Consider the following 21,888-nt stretch of genomic DNA (forward strand, 5'->3'; position numbering starts at 1 on the left):
AATCCTTACACTTGATGCGGCATCGCCCATGGCCGAAGCCATGGTGATCGATGGTGAAACCATTCTCGCGACCGGAGATCTAGGCTCGATGCTCACGGTCGCGGGCAAAGGGGCAGGGCGTTTGGACTTGCGCGGCTCGACCGCCATGCCCGGTATTATCGACACACATCCTCATTTCATTCACTTTGCAGCCGTCCTTGGCATGTGTGTCGATATTCTCGACGCCAAGAATCATGACGACATCGCCCAGCGTATCCGAGAACGTGCACGGACAGTGCCGGCAGGAGAATGGATTATTACCACCCCGGTCGGCGAGCCTCATTACTTCACCAGGAGGAGCTGGCGCGACCTCGCCGAGGGTTGCCTGCCGAACCGTACGCTACTCGACGCGATCGCGCCGAACCATCCGGTCATGATTGCCGCGTGGGGTCCGCGCATTCCCAATGTCTGTGCCATGAATACCGTGGCGATGCGCCGTTTAGGGATAACCGCTTCACTACCTTCCCGCGTAAGCGATGTCTGGATCGAAAAAGAGCCGGACGGAGAGCCCAGCGGCATTTTTCGCGGCAGCGTCACCAGCTACTACAATCCTGATCCCTTCTGGCTGTCCCTGACGGTCAACTTTCCCATGCCGACTGCTGATGATTGGAACCGTGGTGCGCGGCTGGGACAGCTCATTGCCAACAGCCGTGGTGTGACAGCAGCCTATGAGGGGCACGTCATGGCCCCGGAGCACATCGACGCGTATCGGCTTATGCGCGAAGCCGGTGAAAGCACGCTGCGCGTCATGAGCTCGCTTGAAGCAGCGCAGTACGGCTTCGATTATGGGCTGGGGTTGTCGGAAGAGGACTGTCGCTCCAACTTTGCTTTAGCGCTTCGCTCGAGGTCTGTGGAGGACGATCTCTTTCGCATCAACGGTCTTACGCTTTCGCGCGGAGGTCCGTGCTGGCCAGGGTTTCTTCGCGCGGACCAAACGATTCGAGATCCCTACGGTCGTGCAACGCGGGGACACACCTTCGTGCCTCAGAACATCGAGCGCGAGGCGATCGAGTTCTGCCTGAAGAACGATCTACGGCTGAACATGGTTCAAGGAGCATACCAGGACCATCGCGAGTTTCTGGAATCGCTCCAGCCCTTCCTGAGTTCTTACGACATTTCATCCAAAGGGTGGATCATGCAGCACAACATCCTCATCAGCCCGGAGACGATTCGGCGCTATGCGGAGCTTGGCTTCCATCTGTCGACGAGCATGAGTTTCACTTGGGGGAAGGGCGACCTCTTCGCTGAGCGAATTGGAAGAGACTGCTTGAGCGACCTCATCCCACTGGGTCGGATGATGGACTCAGGAGCGAACGTAACGCTCGGCAGTGATTGGGGGCCGGCAAGGCCTTTCGAGCATATCGCTTTCGCTGAGACGCACGAGTTTGCAGGTTCAGGCCATCGGAACCTTCAGCCTGGCATGGCGGTGTCGCGGCTCCAGGCTCTGAAAGCCTGGACCAGCTCGGGCGCGACGCTGATGAATTGGAGCGGGATCGGCGCATTGCGCGCAGGCTATAAGGCCGACATTGCGGTCGTCGATCGCAACCCGCTGACTTGTGACAACGATGCGCTTCCCAAAATCCGGGTGCTGAAGACGATGCTCGACGGCCGCGAAGTCTACGATACAGGCGATTTGTCCCTTGTCGCAAAGGTCGACCTTCCAGAAGAGAGGCGTTCGCCGCAGGTCGACACCTTCGCTCGCGCGGCAGGTCCGGCTGCCTGGAAACATATCTGCGGTCCGGCTTGTTCCCACAGCGCGCGAGCATCGGCGGGATCGATGTCAAGTCAAGAAGTGCAGTGAGGGTGAGGGGCGACATGAAGACAATTGAACGCGTGAACGGCGTCGGCATAGTTCTGCTGTTCGGCAGCTGCATGACCATCTTGGCATCCATCCTGGTGGTCCCTATCCTGGTCAAGTTCCAGGCGGCCTACGCCTCGGTCAAACACGTCGAATTGTTGGTGGCGTTGGCGCTGATGGCGCCTGCATTCGTCACGGCGATCGCTTCACCCCTCATCGGCACAGTCATTGACCGTTGGGGGAGCCGCAAATTGTTGGTGTGGGGCACAGCGCTATACGCCGTCTCCGGCGTCGCTCCGCTCTGGCTCGATGGTATAACTGAAATCGTCGTCTCTCGGTTCATTTTCGGTGCCGCTGAAGCCATCGTGATGACGTGCTGCACGTCCATCATCGGTACTCACTTCAGAGGACAGGAGCGCGAACGTTATCTTAATCTGCAAATGCGCTTTATCGGCGTTGCCGGCACAGTTCTCTTTTTTATCAGTGGTGCTCTCGGCGAAATGAACTGGCGGCTGCCGTTCGCGCTCTATGGTCTCGCGCTGCTCCTGATTCCCTTCCAACTGCGACTGCCCCCCCACAATACGCGCCGCGCACCGATACGCTGGGGTTCGCAGCTACACGGCCGCCAAAGTCCGCGCTGCTTCCCCAGATTACAGTCATGCTGGTTGGCATGATCGCCGTCTACTTACCGCCGGTCCAGTACCCGTTTCTGCTCGCAGATCTGGGTATCACGTCGACACAAGCCATCGGAATGGGGGCCGCTTTCGGAATTCTTTCGGCTACCGCGGGAACGTTGCTGTGGCCCGTCTTACGCAGGCGGTTCAATACGCAATCGATCAACGTCTTGGTCTTTGCGCTGCTGGCAGTGGGGATTTGGTGGCTGTCGCGCATCACCAGCTATGCCGAGAGTTTCGTCGTCCTCGCAGTACATGGACTTGGTGCCGGGATGCTGGTTCCTAATGTCATGGCCTGGACGATGGCCGCCGCAAAACCCTGGCACATGGGCAAGGCAACCGGCCAGGTATACTTCGGTCTGTATTTCGGTCAGTTCTTGAGCCCACTGCTCGTTGCGCCGCTGGCCGCGTCGGTCGGCGGTCTTCGCCCCGCATTGGTCGTCGTCGCCGCCGCGATGGCATTGTTTGCCTTAATCGCCCTCGCCATCGCGCGCGAGTCGACCTTACGCGAGCGGCGAGATACCGCAGCCTCACTCAAATGGTAACTCGACTGCATAGCCATGAAGCATCATTGGCGTCGCGTCGGCGCGATGGACGGGCGTGGCGGTCTTCGCTCAAGGTGGCTGTCACTACGGCCGATCGGGCCGCCCCGGGAGCGCTCCGCGAACATGTGAGTGGCTGGCATCGCCCTCGAAGTCGGATCCGACAAATCCGCGTTCGGTCGGCCGCAGCGTGACAGATCGCCGTTTAGAAGCTCAGAGCCGTAGCAGGGCTTCGCAACAGGCAGGACCAGCTGTATTCGCATAAACGCCCTTCCGGCCCGGCCCATCACTAGGAAGCGGACAGGGATGTGATGATGCTTTCTACCGTTCTCGCCGCCGCGCCCCGATCACGTGTTCGGCCGCGCCGATCCGAAGCATGACACGCCCCTCTCTGAGGGGATGGCTACCTAGGTTTGATTCGTCGGCTGCATCTAGTTGGTTACGCTGGAAAAGCAGTGGCGGCGGCATGATGATGATGCAGAATTCTCGGAACGGACCGTATTTTGCTGATCTCAAACTTCTGTTCGTCACCTGTGCATGGGACAGACGCGAATCAAGTCCACTAGTAGTTTGGCTCTGAGGCGGTCGCCGTTCGAAACTAACTGCCAAATTAGAAAGGCGGGCGTTAATGGATAATCATCTGTCGCTTGATCAGATCCGCGAACTCATCAAGCCGATTTCGGGACCCGACGGGCGAGGAACCAAAGATGCCGATGTCTTGGTCGTTGGTGCGGGTCCGATCGGCCTGACGGTCGCTAACATTCTCGGCTCGCTCGGGATTTCCACAATCTTGCTGGAGCGGAATGAACTGACGTCGGACTTGCCCAAAGCACTCGTGATCGACGACGAATATCTCCGTCTTCTTGATAGCCTGGATTTGCTCGACGACATGGAAGAGCACCTCTCGCCGCCTTTTGGAATTTTCTTTTATTCTATGCGGGGCAAGCCGGTGGTGAAGGTCAACCCCTTCTTGACGTCGAATGGATTTGGCAACCGCGCGGGATTGATGCAGCCAGTCTTCGAGAAGAAGCTGCTGCATGGCGCACGGCGCTATCCCTGCCTCGATCTGCAGTACCGGTCTACTGTCGCAGGCCTAGATCAGGATGAGAATGGCGTCAGGTTGAAGGTCGTTCGTGCCGGGCGAGAACATCTAGTGACTGGACGATTTGTACTCGCCTGTGATGGCGCGCGAAGTTTCATCCGCTCGGCTGTCAATATTTCTTTCGCCGGAAATCGCATTGATCAACCCCATTTAGTGGTCGACCTCGCCGAGTTTCCCGACCGGTCCCCCTTCTCGCGTTTTTTTTGCAATCCTAAGCGGCCGTTCAACAGCGTGCCTGCGCCATATGGCGGGCGAAGACTGGAGTTCATGCTCAACCCCGGCGAAGATCATCACAAGATTGCCACGGCGGACAGCATCCGTGATCTCGTGGACAGACATACTCCGTACAAAGGAACACCCCTCAAAATCATCCGGTCGGTGGTCTATGGATTTTCGGAGCGCATCGCCGAGCGAATGGGATCGAAACGGGTCTTCTTGCTCGGCGACGCAGCGCACGTCATGCCGCCGTTCGGCGCGCAGGCCATGAACACGGGCGCTCGCGATGCCAACAACATTTGCTGGAAGATTGCGGCGGTACTGCAAGGGAGGCTCAACCCCACGATCCTTGAGACCTACGAGACAGAAAGGAGGCCGCAGGTTGAGGCGATTATTCGATATTCAGTGATGATCGGAAGAATGGCAAACATTCGCAACCGCATTATTGCTGCGGCGAGGGACGCCTTCTTCCAGACATTGAACCTTATCCCCGCGATGCAGCGTTTCTTTGCCGAGATGCGCTATATGCCTCGACCATGGATTAAGGCCGGCTTCATGGTGCGGTCCAGGCGGCAGGAACTCGTTGTTGGACGGACATGTCCGCGTGTTTCGCTTTTCCTGGATGGTGGTAGCACGAAGTCAATTGATGCGATTTCGGACGGTTGGTTCCTGGTGGTAGGGATCGCTGTACCCCCCAACGATTTGCTCTTGCTTGCCGATTCGCGAGTGTTGAGCCCGCGGTTTTTGTCTATTTGCTTCAATGAAATGCAGCGTGTGAAAGTTAGTGGTGTGCACCACGCTAGACCGGCCTCGCCGGAGGCGGAAGCGTTTTTGAGACCGCTCACCGGTCGGGTGCTGCTTGTGCGGCCTGATCGATATGTCGCGGCTGTGTCGACGCTAGATGGGATTGGTGCGGTCTTGGCAGAGCTTGAGAAATCGTTTGGCCCGCTGCGGGAAGACGTCAGTTCGTCACCTATTCGCTCGAGCTAACGGAGACGCAAGTCGCTTGCGGGACTTCGCAAGCGGCGGAGCGGCGAGCGCGGCGCCTCTGGATCGCAAAACTTTGGCCGCGCCATAGCGACAGTCGGGTTTGCCGCCACTGCCGCTACGCGGATCACCGCCTGCTTCTCGCGGTTGATTACCAGCCGCACTGCGTCGGTGCGCGAATAGCGGCCGGCTGGATCCGCAGTGGATTTTGCGACCGCAAGCGCTCCGGGATGGAGATCGGCGTTGAGGATGCCTCTTGGTGGTCAGGAATACGCTCACAGAGTTTGCGGGCGTCCGGTCCATTAATCATTGAAAATCCCGCGCCTGGTTTGGACGTGCGAGGATTGAGCTAAAAGGCTTTCTGCGGCGTATCCACGACCATGCCGAGCATTTCCTGGCTCACGACGGCGCAGGCGGCGAGGACATAGCGTGACCCTTCGACCGCGTAGCGAGGCTTGAGGGAGGGACCCCGCCGGCATCACCTGACCGGAGCCGATGTAGGATCGAATTTCTTTGCAAGGTCGGTCCAGCACTCGGCGTAGTCGTCGTCTCTTTCCGCCAAGTCGGCCGCATATTGCGTCAGCTTTTGCGGAAAGCGCGACTCGAACATGAAGGCGAGTGTATTGGCGATCTTGTGCGGTTTCAGTTCGACGGTGCTCGCCTTCTCGAAGGCGACGGCGTCCGGTCCATGCGGAATCATCATGTTGTGGAGGCTCATGCCGCCGGGCACGAAGCCCTCGGGCTTCGCGTCGTATACGCCGTAAACAAGGCCCATGAATTCGGACATAATGTTGCGGTGATACCAAGGCGGCCGAAACGTGTTCTCGGCGACCGCCCAGCGCTCCGGGAAGATGACGAAGTCGATATTGGCGGTGCCCGCACTTTCCGACGGCGAGGTCAGGACGGTGTAGATTGATGGGTCCGGGTGGTCGAAGGCGATTGCGCCGACCGGCGAGAAGTGCCGTAGGTCGTACTTGTAGGGCGCGTAGTTGCCGTGCCAGGCGACGACGTCAAGCGGCGAATGCCCGATCTTGGTCGCGAACAGTTCGCCGCACCATTTGAAGGTCACGACGCTCGATGAATCAACGTCATCATAGGCTGCGACCGGCGTAAGGAAATCGCGGGAATTGGCCAGGCAGTTCGCGCCGATCGGCCCCCTTTCCGGGAGGGTGAACGACCCTGCGTAGTTTTCACATACATAGGCGCGAGCGGGCCCGTCCATAAGCTCCACGCGGAAGATGATTCCGCGCCGGATCACGCAGATCTCGCCGGGTGCGATTTCAATGATGCCGAACTCCGTACAGAAGCGCAACGCGCCATGCTGCGCCACGACGAGCAGTTCTCCGTCGCAGTCGCAGAAATACTCGTCCTTCATCGAGTGGGTGATGAAGGACAGATGGGCGGCCATGCCGCCTTGTGCTTCGGCATCGCCGGCAGTCGTCACCGTTCGCAGTCCGCTGACGAAGGTCAGTTCGTCGGCGGGGATGGCGACCGGCTGCCAGCGGTATTGCCCGATCGGCAGCTTCGATTGTCCCGTGTTGGGAGCGGTGCGGAGGAAGCCCGGCTCGACCGGCGTGAAGCGGCTGGTGTGCTTGACGCTGGGGCGGATACGGTAAAGCCACGATCGTTCGTTGGTGCCGCGCGGTGCCGTGAACGCCGAGCCACTCAACTGTTCGGCATATAGCCCGTAGGGGGCCCGCTGCGGCGAATTCCGCCCGACCGGCAGCGCGCCGGGGAGCGCCTCTGTTTCGAAGCTGTTGCCGAATCCAGACATGTATTGCGGTGTGTTCATGTTCGAGGAACCTTGCTCGTTGCCTGGCGCGTGGCGCTGCCCATGGCATGAGCATAAGCCGCCCTGTCCGCGATCCCCGTCCCATCGGCGTGTGACATGGCCTCTCTTCCGGACGGCGGTGCCGTTCTGTCAATTCAACGCAACCCACGACGGCTCACGCCGCAGTTTGATGGAGTCCGCCAATTCCGGCAGCGCCTTCCAGTACAGAACCTGCCGTTCGGCGTGTTCCGGCGCACCGACCCGGCCGAAGCTCCGCGAGGTGGCATCGCGATCGGCGACATGATCCTCGATGTAAGCACATGCGCCGCCAATTACACTGGCCTCGCGGCCTGGGGCGGTCGCCTTAGGCGGATCGAGCCTGAATGGTTCATGGTGTTGGGACCGGACAAGGTCTGAAGTTCGGCTGCAGATTTTCCGGCTACAGTATACGCAGAACGTCGCCGCCCGCGAGGGACCGTCGCCGCACTTGGTCGCGATGGCTGATGCGGAACTTCTACTAACTGTGCGGATTGCGGTCTCCATCGATGAGGCGTGGCAGCACATCTTCGGCTTCTGCGTTCTCAACGACCGAATGTCTCGCCGTGGATCGTCACGGCGGAAGTGCTGCTTCCGTTCCGCGTGACTGCATTCCCGTGTGACGAACAAGACCCGCGTCCTTTGCCGCATCTGCACGCCCAGGCCGATAAGCAGTTCGGCACGATCGACATCGACGTGCGTTGCGCTCTACGTGCGGCAGGCATGACCGCGGATCTGACGGTCAGCCCCGCATGCACTCGCGGCCTGTATTGGAGGCCTGCCCAGTTCGTCACGCACCAGACCAGCAACAAATGCAACCTAGAGACCGGCGATCTGCTTGGATCCGGCACCGTCTCCGGAACGACGCCGGGTAGTCTCGGCAGCCCGCTCGAGATCACCGCGTGCGGCCACCAAGCCGTTTGATCTCGGCGGCGAGCCCCGATCGTTCCTGGCGGACGGCGACGAAGTTCGATGACGGGATAGTGCAATCGCGACGGCTTCGCCACGATCGGCTTTGGTGAATGCACGGGGAGGGTGACACCTGCGGTCTGACGCTTCCCTGCGCGCAGGTTTAATCCATGACAAGGCGGAGCAATTCGTTCTGCGACGAGATGCCGAGGCGGGCATAGGCGCGCTTGCGATAGGTCAGCACCGTGTTGATGCCGATGTCGAGTCGCAGCGCAATGCCTTCCGAGGTCAACCCCTCCATGATGCCGGCACAGACGTCGGCTTCCCGCGTGGACAACACGGGCGCAACCCGCAGCAATCGCGCGCGAACGTCTTGGGCGGGGCCGCGCTGGGCCGCTCGGGCATCGCGGGCATGGCGCCCGATCAACGCCAAGAGCATGTCGGCGCCACGCGCGATCAAGGCCTCGTCGGAATCCGAAAACGCGTTCCCACCGGAACGGTACAGATTGATGCGGATGGTCCGGTTCGCCGGCGCGCCGGCGATGCAGATGCGGTCGCCCAGTCCGACCGACGTGTAGCAGGCGCTGCGATAGTCGGAATGCTTAATCTCGGAGGCGCGCGTGCGGATGCACCAGGTCGCGCTCCCCGATGTTGGCGTACCGGCCATCACCTGATTGGCCAGATCGTGACGCCAGTAGGTCCTGCGGTAATGGTTCGCAACGTCTCTGGCCACCGGTCGTTGCCCGGCGTTCTCTGCGATCAGCACAAGTGGATCAGCATCGCGGTCGAATGCGAACGCCGTAAGGTGGCCGCAGCCGGTCATCGCATGAGCCATCTTGAACAACGTGCCGGGAAACGTTTCCGCGCCTGCGAGATCGATCAGTCCAATCAGCGCCGGCGTCATGTCGTAGACGCCGGTCGGATGGTCCACCTTGTAAGCCTTCATCCCGGAACCTCGGCCAGCGGCTCTCTGTCCGCTCGCCTGCCACTTAAAGGCAAATTCGGGGTGCAGGCAATCGGCGCTTCGGCTTGGATAGTGTCCCCTATTCATGTGACTGGGCGACCGGTGGCAGCGTGTTAGCCTCCCCCCGGATCAGCGCGTGACAAGCGCCTTGCGGCTTTGTCACAAATTCAGGGTGGAACCATCGATGAACGACGCCAAACCGCTGCGCGACCGGGTCGCTGTGATCACGGGCGGCAGCAACGGTATCGGCGCCGCCGCCGTGCGTGAAATCGCCATGCTCGGCGCCAACGTCGTGATCGGCTACCACAGCAGCGAAGAGCGGGCGCGAAAGCTACTGGAAACACTCCCGCCGGCCGACCACGCGGTAGCGCGCCTGGAACTGAAGGACGAGACCTCGTTCGCAGCCTTGGCGGATGAACTCGGAATCCGCTATGGAAAACTCGACATCCTGGTCAATTCCGCAGGCTTCACCCGTGCGATACCGCATGGCGATCTCGACACGCTGACGGACCAGCTGTTCGAGGACATCCTGATCGCGAACGTGTGCGGTCCGTACTCCGCTGTCCGGGCGCTCCGCCCCTTGCTACGCGCATCGGGTGACGCCGTCGTCATCAACGTCTCGTCCATCTCGGGCTTCACCGCGTCCGGCAGTAACGTCGCCTACTGCGCATCGAAGGCCGCCCTGGACAACATGACCGCCTCTTTGGCACGCGTGCTCGGCCCGGAAATAAGGTTACTGGCGGTTTCGCCCGGCGCCGTTGCAACCGACTTCGTTCCGGGTCGCGATCGCAGCGCTCTCGAGGCGGGCGCCAAGGCGACGCCGCTCAAGCGCGTCATCGAACCGGATGACGTGGCCGCCGCCATCGTTGCCTGCATCACCCATCTCAAGGCCAGCACCGGCACGCGCATCGTCGTCGATGGAGGGCGTCACCTGTGATCGCCGCCCGATTGCAATCTCGTTCGCGTTGGCCTGTGCGTCGTCCCAGGACGCCCAGCAGACCAAGATCGTCGGTGGCTTCGCGGCGGGCGCCGTCGCGGACGTTCTGGCGCCCATCTATGCGGATCCAAAGAGGTGTCTCAACAGCGTCACCATGTCGAGAACCGGCCGGGCGGTGTCCGGCATGGTCGCGGTCGCCGCGGTGTCCCTCTCGCGATTGCGGACAGCGCGTACTTGCTTGCCGCGCGCCAACCGGTGTTTTGCCGTTGCTCCGCCCACTTTTCCCGTAATTTCCAGTACCCATACATGCGTTTTTTCCTGATCCTGAGGGACAATACGATGCCCCGGTTGGTTCAGTGGATGAGTGGCATAATGGCGCGGATACCACAAAGATATCCAACACGTGGCCGAGCACTCGTGGGGAAAGACCAAGTCTCCGACCAATTCATTTAGGGCAAAGTAAATTGGAATATAGATGAGGTTAGCCGATCGATACGTCTCAATTACGGAACGGGGCATTCCAGTCGCGGAACTGGACGAGCAATATCGAAACGCTGTTGAGTAGGCCGCAAGCGACCTTCGGCGCCGGAGGCAAAGTTGGCAATGCCGGGCGACGCAGACGTGGCACCCGAGACACGCAGGAGGTGCAGAGATTCGAATGTATGAGTTTGATCCGGGGCTGGCTTCGGCGTTAATTTGTTGGAGACGAGAAATGGTCGGAGTTGAGCGCAGCGTGGCACATCTCGAGCTGGAAACACCTTTCGGCTGCCTGCGAGGCATCACGGTGGACGGTGTTACCGCATTTCATCGAGTGCCATACGCAGAGGTTCCGATCGGGCCACGGCGTTTCGAGTTGGCGGGACCGGCTCCCCGATGGCGAGATACTCGCGACGCGACCGTACCTGGACCCGTCCCCCCACAGCTACCCTCGCGCCTGGACAGCGTTATGGGTACCTACGAGGTCGAGCAAAGTGAAGACTGTCTTCATCTCGACATATGGACGACGCACCGGGCCGGCGACAATGCGCCGGTTCTGGTCTTCCTCCACGGAGGCGCCTTCATGACCGGTGGCGGGTCGCTCCCCTGCTACAATGGAAGCGTTCTTGCAGGGGAAAATGGCCTTGTGGTCGTGAACATTACCTCTCGCCTTGGTCTTCTTGGCTTTTGGCCTGGACCTGATTTCGGCGAATTGAATCTGGGCCTCCACGATCAAGTTGCAGCTCTGCGTTGGATCAGGGAGACGATCAGTTGCTTTGGAGGCGATCCCGCGCGCATCACAGTTATTGGACAGTCGGCTGGCGCCTTCAGCATCGCTGCATTTCTTGGGACTGATCTTGGGCGCGATCTCTTCAGCCGAGCGATCATCATGAGCGCGCCTGTCGGCGTAGAGCTTCGCACAGTCGAAACGGTGAGGCCGCTGGCCAAGACACTTCTAGACGTTCTTGGATTGGCCGACCAAGATGCCAACAGACTGCGGACGATGCCCGTTGACCAAATTCTTGGATTGCTACGTGGATTGCAAAACAGACCTCCGGCGATACCGGGGGACATCAGCCCGCCGTTCATGCCCGTTCTGGATGGCAGCCTTATCCCGAGAGATCCTGTCGCATCCATTCAAAACGGTAGCGCGCGGTGGTGCGACATCATGATTGGTGTAACGCGCGAAGAATACGCTGCGTTTTCGCTATCTAATCCGACCTTGAACGACCTGTCTGAAAGCGAAGTGAATGACATATTCAAGTTACAACTAGGAAGCGGCGCAGCGGATGCGATCATGAAGATCCGATCAGCGCGCGTTCCCGCGATTCCTCGGACGATAGTGGGAGATCTCTACACAGACACGATCTTCACGGACGCGAGCTTGGCTGTCGCAACTGCCCAGGCGAAGGCCGGCCGGAATGTGTTTTCCTATCGTTTCGATTGGCAGTCGCCAGTCCCAGGACTAGGCGCCTGCCACTGCATCGATCTTCCGTTTCTTTTCGGAAATATCGACGTCTGGCGGAACGCTCCGATGCTCAAGGGAGCAGACTGGCGAGAGGTGGAAGGGCTGAGCCGACGATTTAGAGGTGCGATTGCGGCATTTGCGAAGAGCGGCGAACCAAACGGGACCGATCTGTCGCATTGGCCCGCCTACACACACAACCGTGCGGTGCTCCACTTTGATAGGCGCATTCAGGCCTTTGCCTGGGTCGCCTGATACTCTCCAGCCCGTTGAGCCGCGCGGCCGAAGAAAGTCTGTTGCGCGCCGCTTGCCCAGTCACTTAAAGCGGGCTGTTGAAGGATGTTGCATTGCTTGAGCTTACAAGTTGTAGGTCTGGAGCGTTCCTGGGACAGAGCTTTGATCGTGTTCAGCTCGGCCCTGATCTTGCACGTTGGTAGATCAACGAGTTCATTTCAGTCGCCGCGAAGTTGGGTGGTCCACGTCGCAAACGTAGGCGCCGAGCCGATGCTTGAACTCGCCAATCCGGCCACTCAATCTTGATTTCTCTCGTCGTTCGGCTTGCGGCTGAAAGGCTGTCCCGCTCGTCTGCGCCGTTACCCGAACGTCGTCCATGAAACGCGCGAAATAGAATTATCGTCCCATTCTTGGAACGCGACCGTGCCAACTGCGGTGCTTTTGCTTACCCGCCCGCCGCTTATGCTGCCAACCGTTGGATTGTGGGGAATGGCCTGGGTACAGCGCTCTTCGGCTGGCTAGGCAAAACATTGGCGGGGGAAAATGAAGCGTCAAATTCAGATAATGCTAACAGTACTGCCCTTGGTTTCTTTTGGTAGCGCGGCAGGTCTGGCGGGAGATCTGCCGGTCAAGGCCCAGCCAGCGCCGCCCGATCTGCCATTCTTCCTGGTGATCGATGACCGTGTCACCTTTTCGTATATACCAAAAGCAGCAGACCCGGGTGTGTACTCTGTAAATCCGAACGGTTCGCTCAACAGCAACACCGCGGTGCAGGTCTATTCGTTCACGCATTTCGACGCCTGGCGATACGGTACGAATTTCCTGAACCTATCAATGTACAAGGCCGATCAAAACGATCCAGCCAGCCCCTGCACCAACGCCGGCAGTATCTTCAATCCTGGCACGCGTGTTACCACTCCTGCAAATTGCGCAGGTGCTATTTCTGGCGTGGGCCAGCTTCGCTCGACATTTGGCTGGAACGAAATCTTCGGGGCCAAGACTTTCACTGTCGGGCCGCTGCGCAACATCTCGTTCGAGATCGGCCTTGATGCGGCGGCCGCGAACTATTATCGGGCGTCCGCAGGGCAGGCCGTCTCGGCGGGCTTGCAGTTCCAGTTCGATCTTCCCTACAAGGGCTACGTAAATATTGCCCCTCTGGCGACCTGGGTCTACAGCTCCCACATGGGCTTCCTGCAGTGTGGCGGAGGGTTCGCTCCCAATACACCAGGCGTCGGCTGCCTTACCGACGGCAACAGACAATATCAGCCGACGTGGGCAATCGAAACCAACTACTACATGGATCTCGATTTCTTGCCCGAGAGCGTGCGCTACTTTTCTATCAGCGGTCGAGCGGCTTGGACTGGGACGATGGGGGCCGAGAATAGTCCACTTCCTTACAACCCTTTGCCACTAGCTAGCCCTGCCAACTCGATGACAGCGGTTCAGCTAAATTCCGAGCCGATCCGTCTGACCTTCGATGCATCGAAAGCGATGTGGGGGCCAAAGTATTCGCATTACGTCGACGTGTGGGTCGCCTATCGCTATTGGCAAAACAAATACGGACTGGATCACAACGTCAGTCGGCTTTGCAACCTCTCGCCGGGTGTGAGCAACAATACCTGTACCGAATCAAGTCTCTACAGCGGCGTCACGATGAAGTTCTAGCTTCATTTACCTCCCGAAGGTCAATTCTGGCCGCATGCCCCGCGGCACAGTTTTCGGATGCTTCCATGGCGGACAGTGCGCAAGCTTCCTCGAGGCTGCGTTGCTGGCCGCCTCTTCGTGGGCCATGAACTGAGAAGGAGAGGTTGCGATGAAGTTTGTGAAGCGGCTGGCGTACACGTGGATCATTGTGGGTCTGCTTGGAAGCTCAACATGGTCCGCTGCAGAGGCCCAGCCGGCGATAGCCGATAGCATTTATGTTAATGGCAAAGTCTACACCGCTGATGTGAAGAACACCGTGGTGGAGGCGTTCGCGTTATCAGGCGATCGCTTTCTCGCCGTTGGCAGCAACGAGGAGATCAGGAAGCTCGCGTCCACCGGCACCCGTGTGTTCGACTTGAAGGGACATTTCGTTAGCCCTGGCCTTGCCGACGCGCATTTCCACAATGAAGGCGGCGGTACCGGTATTGATCTGTCTCACACCCGTAGTCTCGCCGAACTCATGTTGCAGGTAGCCAACGCCGCCGCGGGGGCCGCGTCGGGCGCGCTGCTCGTTTCGAACGGAGATTGGCACGAAGCGCAGTTGAGAGAACAGCGCCTGCCAACGGCGCGACAGTTGGACGAGGCGGCGCCGAACAATCCTGTGGTGCTAGTGCGAGGCGGTCATTCCTACATCCTCAATGGGCGAGCGCTGGCGCAGTTCAATATCACTAGCCAGACGCCGGTGCCGGCCGGGGGACAGATCAGTCGTGACGCAAATGGTGAACTGACCGGAGAGCTGTTTGACGCGGCCAAGGCGCTTGTGCCGCTACCCGCTCCAAAGCCGCTCGCGATGGAGGACATCCTCGCGACGCAGAGAGCGATCAATCCTTTCGGCCTCACGGCAGTTCGAATTCCGGGTGCCTACCGGGGCAACCTGGTGGAGGCGCTGAAGCTGATGCGGCAGGCCGACGCCGAGCACGCGCTCACCGTGCGCTATACCGTCTATATGCCAGGGTTCGGGTTCAGAACCCCGCAGCAGGTCGACGATGCGGTCGCCCAATGGGGTGTGACGCAGGACGAAGGCAGTGATTTCGTCCGCGTAGGCGGCATCAAGCTCGTGGTGGACGGTGGTTTCGAGGGGGCTCATCTCACGCGCGCATATCAAGAGCCATTCGGGAAGGGCGGGACCTATTCGGGTCTTACCCTTTCACCTCCCGACGCCTACAATTCTGTCGTGCGCGAGATCAATCGCCTGGGTTGGCGCGCCGCGACGCATGCCGTAGGGGATGCGGCCGTGGACGAGGTTCTCACCGCCTACGAGATCGCCCACAATGACAAGCCGTTGACCGGGAAGCGATGGGCCATCGAACATGCTTTCATCGCGCGGCCCGATCTCGTCAAACGCATGCAGAACCTGAAACTGATGGTGTCAGCGCAGGATCACCTTTATCTCGCCGCGCCAGTCTTGAAAGGATATTGGGGTTGGGATATCGCCAGCGAAGCGACGCCGCTCAAGAGCTATCTCGACGCCGGATTGCTGGTCGCCGGCGGCACCGACTCGCCGGTCGTTCCGTTCAACCCATTTTGGGAACTCTACCATTTTGCGAGCCGCGATACGATGTCCGACGGTGTTTACGGGGCCGACCAGAAGGTTACCTCGCGAGCACAACTGCTGCGATTGGTCACGATTAACTTTGCCGTGTTGATCGGAGAAGAGGATCGTCGCGGCTCGATCGAGCCAGGCAAGCTCGCCGACTTCGCGGTACTGACAGACGACTTCTTGACCGTGCCGCTCGACGCCATTCCCAAGATGAAGGCTTTATTGACCGTAGTTGGCGGGAAAGAAGTCTATCGCGATCCCAAAATGCCTTGACGATTGGAGCGGTCCTCCGCCCCATCGTCGGTAAGCATTCAATAACGGCGCACACCCACTTCTGGATCGATCCCAAGGCCAAGCTGGCTGCTCTCTTCATGACACAGCTAGCGCCCCTGGGCGATCCGCGCGTTATGCCGGGATTCGTCGAATTCGAGCGAGCTGTTCATGCCCATGGATGATCTCTAGCCACCCCACGTGAGTGGGTCGGCTTGCCCATCAGGGCTTCGAGCACGTGCTGGTTGGGCCGATTGACCGGTGAGGCATCAGGGCAACCTTGCTCCCACTCCTCATCAAGAAGTCAGCTACGCGGCAATTCCTTTTGCCAAAGTGGCTGTTGTCTTCGGAGCCAATGCGCGGAAGTGTTGGGGACCATTCGAATGCAAAGCAACATTCAAATTACCCCTTAGCCAGGAGCAGCGTATGAATCGCGGTGGAAACCGGCCTTTCACGGGCGCCGAATATCTTCAGTCTCTACGGGACGGCCGCGAGGTGTGGATCTATGGCGAGCGTGTCAAGGACGTTACAACTCATCCAGCGTTTCGCAACGCGGCGGTCTCAATCGCCAAGCTATATGATGCTCTGCACGACAAGTCCCTCAAGCAGGTTTTGACGACCGAGACCGACACGGGAAGCGGCGGCTTTACACATCGGTTTTTCCGCTACGCGCGGTCGCGCGAAGATCTGATTGCGCAGCGCGATGCGATCGCAGCCTGGGCGCGCCTGACATATGGGTGGATGGGACGAACGCCCGACTACAAGGCGAGCTTCACGAACACACTGGGCGCAAACGCAGACTTCTACGGCAAGTTCGCCGACAATGCGCGTGGCTGGTACAAGCATGCGCAGGAAACGGTGCCATTTATCAATCACACGCTCGTCAACCCGCCGATCGACCGGAACAAGGCCGCAGACGACGTTAAGGATATCTACGTCCGCATCGAAAAGGAGACGGACGCAGGCATATTCGTCTCGGGTGCGAAAGTCGTCGCAACCTCGTCGGCGCTGACCCATTACAATTTTCTCGGCCAAAATATGGCTGCGGAAATCACGGATGACAGTATGGCGGTGATGTTCATGGTCGACATGAACAGCCCCGGGATCAAGCTGATCTGCCGGAATTCCTATGAACTTGCGGCCGCAGCGACCGGCTCGCCGTTCGATTACCCGTTGACCACTCGATTCGACGAAAACGACGCGATGTTCATTTTCGACAACGTGTTCGTCCCCTGGGAGAACGTCTTCGTTCACCGCGACATCAACATGTTGCGTACCTTCTATCCGAAGTCGGGCTTCCTCAACGGCTTCACCTTTCAGAGTTGCACCCGTCTGGCCGTGAAGCTCGACTTCATTATCGGCCTGCTGCAGAAGGCCCTGTGTGCCTGCGGCACCGATGAGTTTCGTGGCGTTCAGGTGCAACTCGGCGAAATCGTAGGTTGGCGAAACCTGTTCTGGTCGCTGACTGACGCGATGGCTGCCGCGCCAGATCGCTGGGTCAACGATGGCTTCCTGCCGAATATTCGCGCCTGTACTTCCTTCCGGATCTTCGCCACGGAAGCCTATCCCGCTATCCGGTCTATCATTCAGCAGATCGTAGCCTCCGGCCTGATCTACCTCCCTTCCAGTGCCAGGGATCTGAAGGTGCCGGAGATCGAAAAGTACCTCGCGCGCTATGCACGCGGTTCGAACGGCATCGATCACGTCGAGCGCATCAAAATCATGAAGGCGCTCTGGGATGCCGTCGGATCCGAGTTCGGCGCGCGTCACGAACTCTACGAGCGCAACTATGCCGGCAACCATGAAGCGATCCGACTTCAGGCGCTCATCCACGCCAAGGTGTCGGGTACCATGGGAGAAATGGAGGCTTTGGCGACTTCCTGCCTCGCCGACTACGATGAGAACGGCTGGCGCGATCCCGCATATCACAACGGCGACGACGTCTCTGTGCTCGATTATCTCGCAAGGAGCCGCTGATGTCCGTCGATCGCATTGCCTTTCGGGACATGATGTCCCGGTTCGGCGTCGCCGTTTCGGTGATCACAACCGATGGCGCCGCCGGCCAGTGTGGCTTTACCTGCACGGCCGTTTGTTCGGTCACGGACGAACCGCCGACGATCCTGGTCTGCCTCAATCGCAAGACTCAGATGAACGCCGTCTTTCGTCAAAACGGTGTCCTGTGCGTGAACGTTCTGAGCGCGGAACAGGAAGACCTTTCCGCAACGTTTGCCGGACGTCGTGACATCAGCATGGCTGATCGATTCGCCGTTTACCCTTGGGATCGGGTCGCCACCGGCGCCCCTGCGCTACGACACGCTCTCGGAGCCATCGACTGCGAGATCTCCGAAACGCAGGATTATGGCACACATACCATCTTCTTCGGACGGGTGGTGGCGATAGCACTCAATCAAGCCCGCGACGCGCTGCTTTACCTCAACCGCGAATATCGTGTCGTGCCCTTTCTGCCGCCGGCTGGGGTCGATCAAAGCGGAGCCCGTACGCGCTAACCAACAACCTGGAGAGACCTATGAAACACGCGTTGGAGAACCCACCAATCAATCTCGACGATTGGATTGAAAAGAACAAGGCAACGCTCAAGCCCCCGATCGGTAATCGTCAATTTTGGAAGGGCTCTTGGGAGACAACCCTCGTTATGATGGTTGGTGGGCCGAATTACCGACCGGACTACCATGACGATCCAGGCGAAGAACTGTTCATTCAACTGCGCGGTGATGTCACGCTCAAGCTGATCGACCCCGCGTCGGGCGAACGCAGCGAGGTAGTTGTGCGGGAAGGGGAGATGTATCTCCTGCCGTCGCACGTCCGCCATTCGCCGCAACGGCCAGTGGGCTGCATCGGGCTCGTCATCGAGCGCTACCGTCAGCCAGGGGAGGTCGACGCCTTGGAGTGGTATGACGAGAAGGGCTGTCTGGAATTTCGTGGCGAGTTCCTGGTAAAGAATATTGAGGAAGATCTCGCCAAAGTTCAGGCGGCCTGGAAGGCTTGGTCAATAAATCCTGATCGGCTGATCCCCACGATGTGGAGGGTTGGAATGCCGGTGCCCACTTAGTAGGCACCGTTAGCCAGTAAGGGGACGAGCATGAAGCGCGAGAAGGAACCTATCGAGGTGCCTAATCATGAGCAACCGACGCAGGTGCTTAACGTTCCTGCCTATTTCCTTTATGGGGAAAACTGGTCGGGCTCCATCTTCGGCTTCTTCCATATCGAAGAACTGTTCGTTCGGAACGCTCCGAACAAATGGCACATTGCGCTGCACCGGCATTTGGACTTTGACCAACTTTCCATTCTTCTCAGTGGACACTGCACATTTGAACACGACGGTGTTTCGCGGCGGATCGAGGCGCCAAACTGCGTTTATACGCCAGCCAACGTTGTGCACCAATTTGACTATTCATCTGCGGCGGTCGGATTTGTCATCAGCGTATCACCAGACTTCGTTGTTGGTTTGCCTTCTGTCGAGGGAGCGACGAATACAGTTCTCCTGCGCTTGGCGGAAGAACGGGTCGTCGCCTTGGAAGGCGGCCGGCAGGTTACGACGGTCCGAAAGTTGCTCGAGTTGATCTCCGAGAAGGCGGCCTCGCGCAACCCCTATCGCCGCGACGCATTGCGATATCTCTTCGGAAGCCTACTTCTCGAACTCGGTGGGACATTGATGTCCCCGTCTCAGAACAAGATGCCGCAGGCATCCACATTCGAACTCGATCTATTCAAACGCTATCGTGAATTGATCGGCGTAACACTGAATGCAATTGGCTTCGCCGACGACCAGAGAACCAACCCTCTCACTGTCGAACTCTTCGCACAGCGCCTCTCGGCCACTCCATATACGCTCAATCTCGCTTGCCAACACATTTCCGGCATTCCAGCTCGCGACGTCTTGCAAGCTGCCGTCTTGGAGCAGGCAACGCGCCTGTTGTTGTACACGACAAAGCCCGTGAAGGAGATCTCATTCCTTCTTGGTTATTCGCACGCCTCCCACTTCGCTCGTTTCTTCAAACAACGACGCGGGACGACGCCGGAAGCATTCCGCAAGGCTTGCACCGACGGCCCGCCCGGCGAGGCCGCAATTAATTCAAACGCACATGGTTCGATCGCCAACAATGAGAAGGATGCCTGATGACACGGACGATCTTCAACAATCCCAACCTGCCACGGTCGAAGTCTCCGCATTCGAACGCGGTGAGAATTGGTAACCTGATCTTTGTCTCGGGCTTTCCGGGTTACGACGATAACGTGCAGATTCCGAAGGGTGATTTCGCAACGCAAATGCGGCTTGCTCTCAAGCACATCAAGGCGACGCTCGAATATGCCGGCAGCTCAATCGACAAGATCGGCAAGGTGAACATCTATCTCGATCGCAGAGCCGACTTCGATCAAATGAATGAGATTTATCAGGAGTTCTTCGGAACCGATCCCTCTGGCTGGCCTGCGCGCACGACCGTCGAAGCCAGGCTACCGCGGCCCGATTTTCTCCTCGAGATTGATTGCGTCGCGGAAGCATGAGCGCGATTCAGACGGCTTATGAGGCCGTTGGACCAATCTCGTGCGCGTGTCAGCCGCGCGCGCATCTTCAGAGCTGCAGGAAAGTGCACATATGCTAACAGACCAACAGCGCCACCAGGCCGCAGACGTTCTCATGGAGGCCGAGGGTGTTCGTGAGCAGGCGGGGCAACTCTCGACTGAGTGGCCGTCGATCGGCTTTGATGACGCGTATGCGATTTCGGCCGAGGTCAACAGGCGTCGCCTCGAAGCGGGCGCAAAGCTGATCGGCTATAAGGTTGGCTTGACCTCGAAGGCGATGCAGAGGTCCTCCCAGATCGACGAGCCTGATTACGGCTATCTCTATCAGCACATGATGATCGCGGACGGCGGAAAGACGCCTCGCGAAAAATATTGTGTCCCACGAGTTGAAGTCGAACTCGCTTTCGTGTTGGGCAAGCCTCTCAAGGGCCCCGGCGTCGGGATATTCGAAGCTCTGGATGCTTGCGATTATGTCTGTCCAGCGATCGAGATCGTTGATGCTCGCGTAAAGGATCCGCGAAAGATTTACGATACTATCTCCGACAATGGGGCGGCGGCAGGCCTTGTGCTTGGCGGACGACCCCTCCGACCCAGCGAAGTCGATCTGCGCTGGACCGGCTGCATCCTCTATCGCAACGCCGAGATCGAAGAAACGGGGCTCGCGGCTGGTGTGCTTGGCCACCCGGCCCTCGGCGTCTCGTGGTTGGCAAACAAGCTTGGTGCCCAGGGCATTACCATGGAGGCCGGTCATATCGTCCTTACTGGCTCATTTACCCGGGTGGTGTTCGCCCAGCAAGGCGACAGCTTTCACGCAGATTTCGGTGCGCTCGGCGGCGTTGCGGTTCAATTTAGCTAAGCGAAGTCGATGCTGAATCAGCCAGAACGATCGCGCTGGATCTTCTAGTAGCACTTGGCGCAAATGAAACATGATGGAAAATCCGAGGAACCGCGGGATTCCTTGGATCGAGTAGGCGCAATGTCACCGGCGCGGGTAAGTGGTTAGCGATTTTTCACAAATGGCTGTTGTGCAGACCTCCCTCCACCTCTCTTATTTCGTCGGCCCCGTTGTCGTAACTCGGGGCCTTTAGGAAGTGTAACGAAAGGAGAAGAGGATGCTCGTCCGTCTCATGGCGTCGCTGATGATGCTCGCGCTGTTAAGTTGCGCGGAGGCTTCCGCTCAGGTCCAAGCGGATTACAAGAAGGAGAGCTTCAACTACAGTGAATGGACCAAGGGGAAGTTCTCGGAGGTCGTGACTGTCACAAACGCGAACAAGTTCATCTTTCTTTCCGGGACGGGGGCAGAGCGCGAAGGAGACGGCGAGATTCTATTTCGCGATGACTTCATGGCGCAATGCACATACGCATACTCGAAGATCAAGAAGGCCCTGCAGGCTCAAGGCGCCACAATGAATGACGTGGTGCGGACCGTTACTTACACCACTGACGTAAGGTTCTTTCGGGATGCGCTAAAATGCAGAGCGGATGCCTTCGGGAGCGCTCCAATTCCCGCCTCGACCTTCTTAGTCGTCAGTCAGCTCGCGTGGCCGTTCATGACCATAGAGATCGACGTAACCGCCGCCCTTGGAAAATAGCGCCTCTTTCGGCGACTTGGTCGTCATCGGCAGTCGGATTCGATCATCGTGACGACTGCCCCGCTGCCGTCTCGGTGATAGGTCCATCG

19 protein-coding genes are annotated in these 21,888 nt (G+C 58.9%); 17 read left to right on the top strand and 2 right to left on the bottom strand.

What is annotated here, in order from left to right:
• Positions 1–28: 28 nt before the first annotated feature.
• The 4 genes from AC0L3K_RS09895 (at position 29) to AC0L3K_RS09910 (ending at position 5,361) form a co-directional block, all read left to right on the top strand.
• Entirely contained in the window at positions 29–1,840 is a 1,812-nt protein-coding gene (locus AC0L3K_RS09895) for an amidohydrolase (protein ID WP_473365852.1), read from the top strand.
• A gap of 14 nt (positions 1,841–1,854) precedes the next feature.
• On the top strand, positions 1,855–2,511 hold the full coding sequence (locus AC0L3K_RS09900) for an MFS transporter (protein WP_473365853.1): 657 nt from the start codon (positions 1,855–1,857) through the stop codon (positions 2,509–2,511).
• Positions 2,496–3,056: an MFS transporter gene (locus AC0L3K_RS09905; protein WP_473365854.1), complete on the top strand. Its 561-nt coding sequence runs from the start codon at positions 2,496–2,498 to the stop codon at positions 3,054–3,056. Before AC0L3K_RS09900 ends, AC0L3K_RS09905 begins: the two co-directional genes overlap by 16 nt.
• A gap of 625 nt (positions 3,057–3,681) precedes the next feature.
• Positions 3,682–5,361: an FAD-dependent monooxygenase gene (locus tag AC0L3K_RS09910; RefSeq protein ID WP_473365855.1), complete on the top strand. Its 1,680-nt coding sequence runs from the start codon at positions 3,682–3,684 to the stop codon at positions 5,359–5,361.
• A gap of 475 nt (positions 5,362–5,836) precedes the next feature.
• Here the strand turns inward: AC0L3K_RS09910 and hmgA are convergent, their stop codons facing one another.
• Positions 5,837–7,150, bottom strand: a complete 1,314-nt coding sequence (gene hmgA / locus AC0L3K_RS09915) for a homogentisate 1,2-dioxygenase (protein ID WP_473365856.1) — start codon at positions 7,148–7,150, stop codon at positions 5,837–5,839.
• Positions 7,151–7,246: 96 nt separating this feature from the next.
• Here hmgA and AC0L3K_RS09920 point away from each other — a divergent pair, with 96 nt between their 5' ends.
• Positions 7,247–7,546 (top strand): hypothetical protein, encoded by a 300-nt coding sequence (locus tag AC0L3K_RS09920; protein WP_473365857.1) that lies wholly within the window; start codon positions 7,247–7,249, stop codon positions 7,544–7,546.
• Positions 7,547–7,681: 135 nt separating this feature from the next.
• Positions 7,682–8,089 carry a fumarylacetoacetate hydrolase family protein gene (locus tag AC0L3K_RS09925; RefSeq protein WP_473365858.1) on the top strand — a complete coding sequence of 136 codons (408 nt, stop codon included), beginning with the start codon at positions 7,682–7,684 and terminating at the stop codon, positions 8,087–8,089.
• Between the two features lie 148 nt (positions 8,090–8,237).
• Here AC0L3K_RS09925 and AC0L3K_RS09930 read toward each other — a convergent pair whose 3' ends face one another.
• Positions 8,238–9,020, bottom strand: coding sequence for a helix-turn-helix transcriptional regulator (locus AC0L3K_RS09930; RefSeq protein WP_473365859.1), 783 nt, complete (start codon positions 9,018–9,020; stop codon positions 8,238–8,240).
• A gap of 202 nt (positions 9,021–9,222) precedes the next feature.
• Here AC0L3K_RS09930 and AC0L3K_RS09935 point away from each other — a divergent pair, with 202 nt between their 5' ends.
• The 11 genes from AC0L3K_RS09935 (at position 9,223) to AC0L3K_RS09985 (ending at position 21,799) form a co-directional block, all read left to right on the top strand.
• Positions 9,223–9,975, top strand: coding sequence for an SDR family NAD(P)-dependent oxidoreductase (locus AC0L3K_RS09935; RefSeq protein WP_354128423.1), 753 nt, complete (start codon positions 9,223–9,225; stop codon positions 9,973–9,975).
• Between the two features lie 712 nt (positions 9,976–10,687).
• Positions 10,688–12,172 (top strand): carboxylesterase/lipase family protein, encoded by a 1,485-nt coding sequence (locus AC0L3K_RS09940; protein ID WP_473365918.1) that lies wholly within the window; start codon positions 10,688–10,690, stop codon positions 12,170–12,172.
• Between the two features lie 522 nt (positions 12,173–12,694).
• Entirely contained in the window at positions 12,695–13,816 is a 1,122-nt protein-coding gene (locus AC0L3K_RS09945) for a hypothetical protein (protein ID WP_473365860.1), read from the top strand.
• Positions 13,817–13,964: 148 nt separating this feature from the next.
• The gene (locus AC0L3K_RS09950; protein ID WP_473365861.1) at positions 13,965–15,668 is read left to right on the top strand and encodes an amidohydrolase; all 1,704 of its coding nucleotides are present in this window, start codon (positions 13,965–13,967) and stop codon (positions 15,666–15,668) included.
• A gap of 423 nt (positions 15,669–16,091) precedes the next feature.
• A complete protein-coding gene (locus AC0L3K_RS09955; RefSeq protein ID WP_473365919.1) occupies positions 16,092–17,642 on the top strand; it encodes a 4-hydroxyphenylacetate 3-hydroxylase N-terminal domain-containing protein in 1,551 nt (516 codons plus the stop codon).
• Positions 17,642–18,172 carry a flavin reductase gene (locus tag AC0L3K_RS09960; RefSeq protein WP_473365862.1) on the top strand — a complete coding sequence of 177 codons (531 nt, stop codon included), beginning with the start codon at positions 17,642–17,644 and terminating at the stop codon, positions 18,170–18,172. The genes AC0L3K_RS09955 and AC0L3K_RS09960 overlap by 1 nt, the downstream gene beginning before the upstream one ends.
• 20 nt (positions 18,173–18,192) lie before the next feature.
• Positions 18,193–18,735, top strand: a complete 543-nt coding sequence (gene nbaC, locus AC0L3K_RS09965) for a 3-hydroxyanthranilate 3,4-dioxygenase (protein WP_473365863.1) — start codon at positions 18,193–18,195, stop codon at positions 18,733–18,735.
• A gap of 30 nt (positions 18,736–18,765) precedes the next feature.
• Positions 18,766–19,803 (top strand): helix-turn-helix domain-containing protein, encoded by a 1,038-nt coding sequence (locus tag AC0L3K_RS09970; RefSeq protein ID WP_473365864.1) that lies wholly within the window; start codon positions 18,766–18,768, stop codon positions 19,801–19,803.
• Entirely contained in the window at positions 19,803–20,189 is a 387-nt protein-coding gene (locus tag AC0L3K_RS09975; RefSeq protein ID WP_473365865.1) for a RidA family protein, read from the top strand. The genes AC0L3K_RS09970 and AC0L3K_RS09975 overlap by 1 nt, the downstream gene beginning before the upstream one ends.
• A gap of 91 nt (positions 20,190–20,280) precedes the next feature.
• Positions 20,281–21,063: a fumarylacetoacetate hydrolase family protein gene (locus tag AC0L3K_RS09980; RefSeq protein ID WP_354128415.1), complete on the top strand. Its 783-nt coding sequence runs from the start codon at positions 20,281–20,283 to the stop codon at positions 21,061–21,063.
• Positions 21,064–21,319: 256 nt separating this feature from the next.
• Positions 21,320–21,799 (top strand): RidA family protein, encoded by a 480-nt coding sequence (locus tag AC0L3K_RS09985; protein ID WP_354128414.1) that lies wholly within the window; start codon positions 21,320–21,322, stop codon positions 21,797–21,799.
• Positions 21,800–21,888 lie beyond the last annotated feature (89 nt).

The sequence above is a fragment of the Bradyrhizobium sp. MI1.10 genome (assembly GCF_055811035.1).